Consider the following 7,029-nt stretch of genomic DNA (forward strand, 5'->3'; position numbering starts at 1 on the left):
GCACCGCCCGGAGCTCACCTGCTTTTACATGATGATCACATGCTGCTGCGGCGCGGGCCGCGGGAGAATTTGGCGCGCCCTGCCATCGATCCCCTTTTTCGATCAGCGGCCTGCAGCTTTGGCGGCAGCGTGATTGGTGTCGTGCTCACGGGCAGCCTCTCCGACGGGACCGCCGGCTTGCGCGCCATCAAGATTTGCGGAGGGGTCAGCGTGGTTCAAGATCCCGACGACGCTGCAGTACCCGATATGCCGCTGAGCGCCTTGCAGAATGTGGAAGTCGACCATTGCGTCGCCCTGTCCGAAATGGCTGGCCTGTTGCGCAGGCTTGCGTCCGAACTCGCAGGGCCGACACCAGAAATCCCGCCTGTCATCCGCCTTGAGGCTGCGATTGCTGCTCAGGAGCACAGCACAATGGAACAGACAGAACGCCAGCTTGGCATCCCCTCGACATTTGTCTGCCCCGAATGTCACGGACCGCTTTGGGAGATCGAAGACGGGCCGATTACCCGTTACCGTTGTCACACTGGACATGCATTCGGAGCGGACGTTTTGATGCAGGCCCAGGCGGACGATGCGGAACAGGCCCTTTGGAGCCTTCTAAGAGCGCACCAGCAGCGGGCCGAGTTGGCGAAACGGACGGCGCAACGAGAAGCCGCTCGGGAAAGACATAGCTTGGCCAGCCAAATGGCTACGCGGGCCGCGGAACACGAAGCCGACGCGAAACTTATTGAAGAAATTATCCATCGTCGAAGGCCGTGACAAAACACACGCCTCGACAACCATGAACTTATTTCGGTCCGGGGCTCACGGTACGGGGTTGGCGACTTGCCGGAAACCATGATCCCCCACAGAGACAGCGAGGGTGGTCAACACGAGTCATTCTTCAAACATCCTTCAATGCCGGCGGCAAACAACGATATTAGGTCACATTAGCGTCAGGCGGACGACGTCATTTCTACCTCGACGGCAGAAGGCGCCAATCGCATTTTCAGGCGTCTTGCAGTTCGAAAGCAATGATGGCAGCCTCAGCGACCGAATGCCGCTGGCGTTGGTGCGCAGCCATAATGAATAGCTAGGGCCGCGTCCTCATCCGTCGGGCGGCTCACGCACCAACTCGAACGTGACCTTCACGGAGAATAGGAGCTTGCTGGTGTGATCGCGGACATCGATGGCAACCTCTCTGAAAGTGCCGTCCGGCATCCGGTCTTTGGCTATTTCAAGCAACGCTCTTGCTGCCTCATCTTCAGCGGCTTCCCGGCTCGCAATTTCGGTTCCTTCAGGATCGGGAAAGACTTCGCCATCGTCGGTTAAATCAAAGAAGAAGCGGGCCATGCGACCCTAATTCCGAGCCCCCAAAAAGGTTTCCTTGTAGCGCTACTTGCTGGTGATCCAATCCACCAGGCCGGTTTCCATCTGCTCGCACCCGGTGAATTCATGTACCAGGCTCGTGGCCAGATCACGCCATTGATACTCAGGCACACCCGTTTGCCTGACCAACTCTCGGAATCCCGATCGGAGAATGTCGGCGTCAAAGGCGGAGACGGCGACGCTTGCCACGCCCGGATCTTCCCACCCTCGCGCCATGTCATCGTGGTGACGTTGGCGAAGGCGTTTGAGCAGTTCGCGCGATGTCTCGATTGCGCGCCTTGAACGATCCACGTCTTGGCGAAACTTGGCAGTTCCGATCATGGAATTATGCCGAACAAGATAGCCGGTTGCGATTACGCCTTGTGCAACTTCTAAATGCGTTCGAACCATCGCGGCCTCCCTTCCAGCGAAAGGAATTGTTTACCCTGTTGTCCAGCATAACCCCAACGGATTCGCTGTACGTTTTCAACCAATCGGCTATTCGGCGATTGTCGGCCAATTGCTGGGTTTTAGCTCCGGTGAGCGGCACTTCACCTCAAAGTGCCGCGGCGGCCGGCGCAGAGGTGCGCGAACGTTGGCGCCGACCAACAGAATCTGAGCGGTCATGCCTCGCGCTGGTGGAGTATATCGGCCCTTCGGGAACCACAGTGACGCCAAACGCAACGACCCGGAGAAGTCGGTGCGCACAGTCATTCATTTACAATATTAGCGCAGGCTGAAACGTGGACATGCAGGGTAGCTCGTACATGCCCTTAGCCCCGGTGAAGACCCAGCGCCGGCGCTTTTCTGTTTAGCTGCTGGGTAGGCCTGTCCGCACTCCTGCTTGACTGCGCGACTGCGAGAACAACGCCTCGCGGGTTCCCAATCCTTGCAAGTTAGATCCGGGAGCTAAAGTGCGGCATAGGCTGGTAGGGCAGGCGACCAAAGCGATCTTTCGAAGAACGAAGTCGTCCTCTCGCACGAATCGGCTGCCTGAACGTACACTTTCCATAGAAAACTCCCTTCTGACCGCCGAGCAGGTTGCCGCTTCGCAAGTACTCTCAGAGAAAAATATTGGAGGATCTTATCCCAGCTTGACGCATCAAGGAACTCAAAGGGGGTGGTCTCTAAGGCGACCCTACGCGACATTAGCGGCTGCTATTGCGTTCGCCAATTCTTCTTCAGTAAACGGCTTGCTGAGAATTTTGATGTCGCGAGTCCCCGGGAGTTCGGCGTAGCCCGTTGCTATAATGACGGGTACGTTCGGCCACTGGACTTTGATCGTATTCGATAGCTGCAGGCCCGTCATCTTCGGCATAGCATGATCCGTTATGACGAGGTCGAACGGCTGCTCCTCCAGTAACCTGAGGGCTGCCGCCGCAGAATGCGCCTCCGCGACAGTATGGCCGAGATCCTCGAGCATTGCCGCGGTATTCAAAAGGACCAGCGCATCGTCATCCACTGCCAGAATCCGCAGCGACGCCGTCTCAATGGCTTCCTCTGCAAGAACATCCGGCCCGCGCGCGAATTCCGAGCTCGCGGTTGCGATCGGCAGCCATAGTTCCGCTGTGGTTCCGGTTCCCCTGGAGCTCTTGAGCACTAGGCACCCGCCCATTTGCTCTGTCATCCCATGCACCATAGACAGACCGAGACCCGTACTTTGCCAACGCCTTTTGTGGTGAAAAACGGTTCCGTCGCCCGAGCCAGCGTTTCTCCGTCCATTCCTTCGCCACTGTCGGCTACCGAGAGGCAGACATAATGGCCGGGAGCCAAGCCAGCACCATTGCTTTCGCCGACCTGTTCCATCCGGGCGGAAATGATGATCGTCCCACCATCAGGCATGGCGTCACTGGCGTTGACACACAGGTTGAGCAAGGCAAGTTCGATCTGACTTTCATCGATCATTACATGATCGAGCGAGAGCGGAAATTTCGTCTCTATGATCGCCCTTGAGCCCAGCGATCGTTCCAAGAGATCCTTCATTCCGTGTATGAGCCCTATCAAATCGACAGGCTTTGGATCGAGTTGCTGCCGCCGGGCAAAGGCCAGCATGCGCTGCGTCAAGGACGCTCCCCGTCGCGCGCCGAGCACCGCGTTGTCGAGAAGACGCAGCAATTGTGGATCGTCGGGAAGCCGTTTGCGGAGCAGCTCAAGACTACCCAGAATCGCCATCAGCAAATTGTTGAAATCGTGAGCGACGCCGCCCGTCAGTTTGCCGATCGCATCCATTTTTTGGGAGTGGAAAAGGGCCTCACGTGCCTGATCCAGGGACTCCTGCGCCTTCTTCCGCTCCGTAATGTCGCGTGTGATCTTCGCGAACCCCAGGAGTTCGCCATCCTCGTGCCGAATGGCGTCGATGACCACGTGGGACCAGAACGCAGTGCCGTCTTTGCGTATACGCCAGCCTTCGCGCTCAACTCGCCCTTCACGGGCGGCGATCTCCAGGGCACTTTGCGGACTGCCTCGCTCGCGATCCTCGGGCGTGTAGAATTGCGAAAAGTGCCTGCCGATTATTTCGTCGGCCGAGTAACCTTTGATGCGTTCTGCACCCGAGTTCCAGCTCGTGATTACGCCTTCAGGATCAAGCATGTAGATCGCGTAGTCCGTCACGCCCTGAACCAGACGCTGGAACTGCTCCTGATTTTTCCGGATTTCCTCCTCCGCTTTCTTGCGCTCGGTAAGATCACGGGTGACTTTGGCGAAGCCGGTTAGTTTGCCGCTTGGATCGAGTATAGGATCAACCACAACGTGAGCCCAGAAAGGAGTCCCGTCGCGACGAACCCTCCAGCCCTCGGTCTCAAATTTGCCATCGCGGGCTGCTGTCTCCAGAGTCCGCGATGGAAGACCAGCTTCGCGATCCTCCTCCGTGTAGAAGCACGAGAAATGCTGACCGATGATCTCGCTCGCGGAATAGCCTTTGAACCGCTCGGCCCCCGCGTTCCAACTCGTCACGGTTCCCGAACGGTCCAACATATAGATCGCATAATCAGTAACGGCCTCGACGAGAACGCGGTAGCGATCCTCATCGGCTTTATCGACGGTCCCTTGAATCATACCCCATCCGTTCATTTGTTAACTCTGTGAAACTGCTGGCGTCTTGGATGGTTCCACAGACGATGGGAAGGCGTGCGCGCTGTGGCACAGGCCGTGACTGCCGTGGCCTGCAACGAGCTACTTGCCTGACGGGGGCGCGGCCGTTACAGAAATTGGAATTTCAGATACCGGGCCGGGCCGCCGATCGCTCCACCCAGTTCTACTTCGAACCTGTGATACTGGCGGCTTGCGATTCCTGTTTGGAGACGATGGCGGAATGACCGAGCGAAAGAAGCAGCCCGTTGTAAGTTCCGGCATTGCCGGCTTGGACGAAATTCTTCGCGGTGGATTGCCCGCTTCAAATTTCTACATCGTGCAAGGCGATCCAGGCGCAGGCAAGACGACCGCGGCGTTGCAATTCCTGCGCGCTGGTGTGGCAGCCGGTGAACGCTGCATCTATGTCAGCCTTTCGCAAACCGCCGCCGAACTGCAAGCGATTGCGTCCTCACACGGCTGGACGCTTGATGGCATCCGCGTTGAGGAATTGTCCGCTTCGGAGACCTTGAGCGGAGCGGCCGATCAGACGATTTTCCAGACTGCGGACCTTCGATTGGATGAGACGCGCAAGGCGATTGAACGCGCGATTGAAGAACACAAGCCACACAGGCTCGTTTATGACTCGCTGCTCGAGATCCGGCTGATTACCGGCGACACACCGAGGTTCCGGCGCGAGCTGATTGGTTTCAAGGCCTTCCTGGCCAAGCGGGGCATTGTGGCAGTGTTGCTCGACACCCAGACCAGCGGAGGCGATCACAATGGCGAGGAAATCGAGGGCATTGCCCACGGCGTGATCCGGCTTGATAAATCTCTCGAGGACTACGGCGGCGTGCGGCGGCGTATTGAAGTCAGCAAACTGCGCGGTGTGCCGTTTGCAGACGGTTATCACGATATGGCTATTCGCGAAGGCGAAGGCGTTGTGGTTTTTCCGAGGATTGTGCCCGGGTCGCCTGCCGAAGTGACCAAGCCGCAGCTGATCAAGTCAGGGGTAGACGCTCTCGACGAGATGTTCGGCGGCGGCCAGGAGTCGGGAACCATAACGCTCGTGATTGGTCAGTCGGGGACAGGCAAGTCGACGATGTCGTCGCTTTACGCCACTGCCGCGCTTCAACGGAGCGAGAGCGTGGCCCTGTTCCTGTTTGAGGAGCGGCTGGAGACTTTCTTTCGCCGGTCCGAAGGCCTTGGGATGGATCTTCGGCAGTTCTACAAGGACGGCCAACTCGTCATCTACGATTTTAGTCCGAACGAAATCTCGCCCGGAGAGTTCGGCCAGATTGTGCAGCAAGTCGTCAGTCGCAACAATACCCGGGTAGTCGTGATTGACAGCTTCACCGGCTATCTGAATTCTCTTCCCCACCGGGAAAAGGCGGTGCTGGACATCCAGTCTCTCCTGAAACATCTCGCTCGCGCTGACGTGCTAACCATGCTCATTGTCGCCCAGCATGGTTTGCTCGGGCAGAATGTTGGGATCGACGTGGACGTCAGTTTTCTTGGCGACACCGTGCTTCTGCTGCGCATGTCCGAGCATGAAGGCCGCCTTAGGCGCAATATCACGGTTGTCAAGAAACGCCACGGTCCCCACGATCTCGATGTCCGGGAACTTTTCATCGCGAGTTCCGGCGTTTCCGTGGTTGCCTACAATCCTCTGCCCGAGACGTGAGCGACGTCGAGCGAAACGGGCTGGGAACACTGGATTGGGTGCTCATTTTGGCGCCTTACCGCAAGGATGCTGGTTACACCGCCTCCCTGCTGCAGGAACGTGGTTTACGGGCTCGAGCGGCGAGCCCCGAGGACTTAGAGGGATTGCTTGCACTGTCTCCTGGAGTGCTGGTTGTCACCCACGAAGCCTTGAATCCTCAGGCGATCGCAACAGTTGAAGGTTTCCTTCAGGCGCAGCCCAATTGGTCGGAAATTCCAATCGTTGTTTTGTTGGACCGTGGGGCACAGCAGTCACGCATCCAAGCGGCGCTGAGTGCTGCCTGGCCACGTTCGCGCCAGATATACTATCAGCGTCCAGTGGCTGCGCTCGAACTGATAAGCGGAATCCAGTCGGCACTCCTCACCAGAATTCGCCAGCGCGACGTGCGTGACTATCTTGAGCGGGAGACGGAACTCCGCCTTGAGCTAAATCATCGAGTGAAAAACATCCTGGCGACCGTCATATCCATCTTCGATATGACCAGGCGCGGTGCGATCTCGGCAGAAGGGCTTGCAGAAGACTTCAAAGGGCGATTGAGAGCCTTGTCGGATGTTCATTCTGCAGTTTTTGCTGCCGGTGGCGAGACCGTGGCCTTAACGGATGTCGCAAAATCGGTCCTCGCGCCATACCTTTCCAAGAAACAAGCTGCCATCACGATCGACGGACCCGAGGTGCTGCTGTCGCGCGATGCCGGCACAACTCTTGCCCTCTCACTTCATGAACTAGCGACAAACGCCATCAAATATGGCGGCTTGTCCCGTCCCGAAGGCAGAATACGCCTGGAATGGAATATAGCGTCGAGCTCGGAACCAGTGCTGGCGTTGAGATGGACCGAAGCAGGAGGACCAACGGTAGTCGAGCCCTCGCGAGTGGGATATGGGACACGCTATATG

At 57.7% G+C, this 7,029-nt stretch carries 5 protein-coding genes and 1 pseudogene; 3 read left to right on the forward strand and 3 right to left on the reverse strand.

From position 1 onward, the window contains the following. Positions 1-759, forward strand: a 759-nt coding sequence (locus tag EN932_RS24800) for a chemotaxis protein CheB (RefSeq protein ID WP_164890607.1), incomplete at its 5' end; no start/stop codon positions are given. A gap of 327 nt (positions 760-1,086) precedes the next feature. Here EN932_RS24800 and EN932_RS24805 read toward each other — a convergent pair. The 3 genes and pseudogenes from EN932_RS24805 to EN932_RS24815 all read right to left on the reverse strand — a co-directional run bounded on the left by EN932_RS24805 (position 1,087) and on the right by EN932_RS24815 (position 4,416). After that, the gene (locus EN932_RS24805) at positions 1,087-1,332 is read right to left on the reverse strand and encodes a hypothetical protein (protein WP_063170814.1); all 246 of its coding nucleotides are present in this window, start codon (positions 1,330-1,332) and stop codon (positions 1,087-1,089) included. A 42-nt stretch (positions 1,333-1,374) separates the two neighbouring features. Further along, complete coding sequence (locus tag EN932_RS24810; RefSeq protein ID WP_128338332.1) at positions 1,375-1,758, reverse strand: hypothetical protein; 384 nt, start codon at positions 1,756-1,758, stop codon at positions 1,375-1,377. Positions 1,759-2,485: 727 nt separating this feature from the next. Further along, positions 2,486-4,416 (reverse strand): annotated as a pseudogene (locus EN932_RS24815) (PAS domain S-box protein). Positions 4,417-4,657: 241 nt separating this feature from the next. Between EN932_RS24815 and EN932_RS24820 the strand changes: the two are divergent. Both EN932_RS24820 and EN932_RS24825 read left to right on the forward strand, forming a co-directional pair. Further along, positions 4,658-6,097 carry an ATPase domain-containing protein gene (locus EN932_RS24820; RefSeq protein ID WP_128369135.1) on the forward strand — a complete coding sequence of 480 codons (1,440 nt, stop codon included), beginning with the start codon at positions 4,658-4,660 and terminating at the stop codon, positions 6,095-6,097. Then, positions 6,094-7,029, forward strand: a 936-nt coding sequence (locus tag EN932_RS24825; RefSeq protein ID WP_164890608.1) for a sensor histidine kinase, incomplete at its 3' end; no start/stop codon positions are given. The genes EN932_RS24820 and EN932_RS24825, both read left to right, overlap by 4 nt.

It is taken from the genome of Mesorhizobium sp. M7A.F.Ca.US.002.01.1.1 (genome assembly GCF_004022955.1).
Lineage (GTDB): Bacteria > Pseudomonadota > Alphaproteobacteria > Rhizobiales > Rhizobiaceae > Mesorhizobium > Mesorhizobium ciceri.